1 protein-coding gene is annotated in these 2246 nt (G+C 59.3%); it reads left to right on the forward strand.

Annotated features, from left to right (window positions below):
• Positions 1-305: 305 nt before the first annotated feature.
• Positions 306-2117 (forward strand): hypothetical protein, encoded by a 1812-nt coding sequence (locus EOM25_14170; GenBank protein ID NCC26320.1) that lies wholly within the window; start codon positions 306-308, stop codon positions 2115-2117.
• Positions 2118-2246: the final 129 nt, after the last annotated feature.

The following is a 2246-nucleotide window of genomic DNA, read 5'->3' on the forward strand; positions in this document are numbered from 1 at the left end:
TTGCCGACCCAGTGACCCTTTGTTCATGGGTGGTCAGCGCTGGTTCGGGGGGACCTTGGCTCGGGAGGCTTCTGCCTTTGAGAGCGAATATGAACACGAACACCATCGATAACGCGAACATTCTGTCGACCTTCCTCGACACCCTACCTGCCCTCTACACCGAGCTGATTGGACGGGAACCTACCGGCCTGGAGACACAAACCTCCTATGCCCTTGCTCGGGCAACCAGCCTCGCAACCGACCCACAGCAGGTCGGAGATCCGGCATTCCAAGCCGTGGTCTCGCCAACCGGAGGAGGGAAGACGGTGAGTACGATGGCACTCCTCCTCCATGCGATGCGAGCCTCTCACAACTTCTCCGGGGCGTTCATCACAGAGACGATCGAGGAGGCCCACGAGATCTTCATGAGCCTCCGTCGTTTCCTTGACCGAGATGATCTGGCCATCTTCACAAGCCTTCACCGACCGAACGCGAACCATGATGACTTGGTGGAAGCCAGAGAGGAGCGAGGAATCGACATTACCGAGACCTTCACCGAGAAGGAGTTCGCTCAGGCCCGCCTGGTCGTCTGCACCCACACCAGATGGAAGAGTGACATTGAGGGAAAGAAAGACCGTGGCGTCCTGCGCTGGAAGGGGAGACTGAGAGACTTGGTCGTCGTCGACGAAGATCCGAAACTCGACCTCATCTGGGCTCGACAACCTCATTACGTCGCTGCCCTGGCCGACTCCATGTCCGGGACCGTGGTCGCCAACGAGGCCCGAGCCTTCGGCTTCACCGACACGCACCCCGTCGTCCCTCACCTCCGATCGGTCACCCAGAAGATGGCGGAGCTGAAGGACCAGGAGCGGCGCAAGGTTCTGGAGTCGGGATTCACCTTCACCCCCGACGAGAAGGAAGCTATCCTGAGCCTGACCTGGGAGGATGTCAGCGCTCGGCTAGCACATTTACCTCCAGCTCAGGCAAGGAAGATTGGGGACCGCCACTGGGGTACCGTGGAGTTCCTGAAGGCGGCGATCACTGGCCGTTTCTTCTACTCCCGGACGACTGACTCGGCCTTCCATGCCTACCAGCGGGCGTTACCTGCCCAACCGAACACGGTCATCCTGGACGGTACCGCCGACCTCAACCAGATGTACGTGATCGGAGGCAACGTCTCCTTCGTCACCGGTATGACCCCCGACTACTCGAAGGTTCAGGTCAACCACGTCACCCCTCCACCTCAGTTCATCGGGAAGATGAGACCAAAGGAGATCATCGGCAATGCCTACAAGACGAGGGACTATCTGACGTGGCTCAAGCAGTTCGTCGTGGCCCACACCGAGCCTGGCGAGGAGGTCCTGGTGTACGGGAAGAAGGATCTGCTGGCCATGAAGTTCCAGAAGCTCTTCCTGGAGGACGACGAACCGGCTCTCGCCGGTCGGGTAGACACCAAGGCCACAGTCAACTGGGAGGGTCGAACAATCCACTTCGCCAACTTCGGGCGAGGACGGGGCTCCAACAAATGGAAGAACTGCACGGTCTATGTCCGTCTCGGCGACCACTACATGCCGAAGGGCACCATGGTTGCCAAGATCGGCAGCGTCACGGGACAGGCATTTAGTCCGGCTGATCTCGACAAGCTCTCCTCGGGGAAGACCTCGGACCCGATGTACCGGGAAGCTCAGAACTCCCACCTCCTGATCAGCAACAAGCAGGACGCGGCTCGGATCTGCATTCGCAACATCGACAAGGATGCCAAGGCCCAAGCAGGGCGGCTCTACCTGGTGGATGTCGACTACCAGCTCATCAGCAACAACCTCAACCGGCTCTTCCCTGGTGTCGAGAAGGTCCGAAGGCTGGATGCCGATGGACAGGAGATCGGGATCGGGAAGGCTGCGGAGGGCGTCAAGCTCTCGGGGCCACAGAAGCTGGCGCTGCTTCTTCAGGAGACGGAGCTGGTTGTCCTCACAGCCAGCGATGTGAAAGAGGAGACTGGGATCCTGTCATCCAAAATTGATCGGACCCTCCACTCCCCGGCTGTCGCTCCGGTGCTCAAGGCCAACGGATGGCGTAAGACGACCAAACGGGAAGTCGGGCTGTCTGGAAAGGGTTGGGTTCTTACCAGACTCCCGTAGAACAGGCCGGACGCTCAACGAGCACTCCCGCTGGCTGCTTGAGGGGGGTGAGTCCTCGAATGTTCCCCGATTCAAGAACAGAAATTTCTTCCTATGAATAGGGGAATATTCTCCGCGAGCTTCAGGAGA

It is taken from the genome of Deltaproteobacteria bacterium (assembly GCA_009929795.1).
Classification (GTDB): Bacteria; Desulfobacterota; Desulfovibrionia; order Desulfovibrionales; family Desulfomicrobiaceae; genus RZZR01.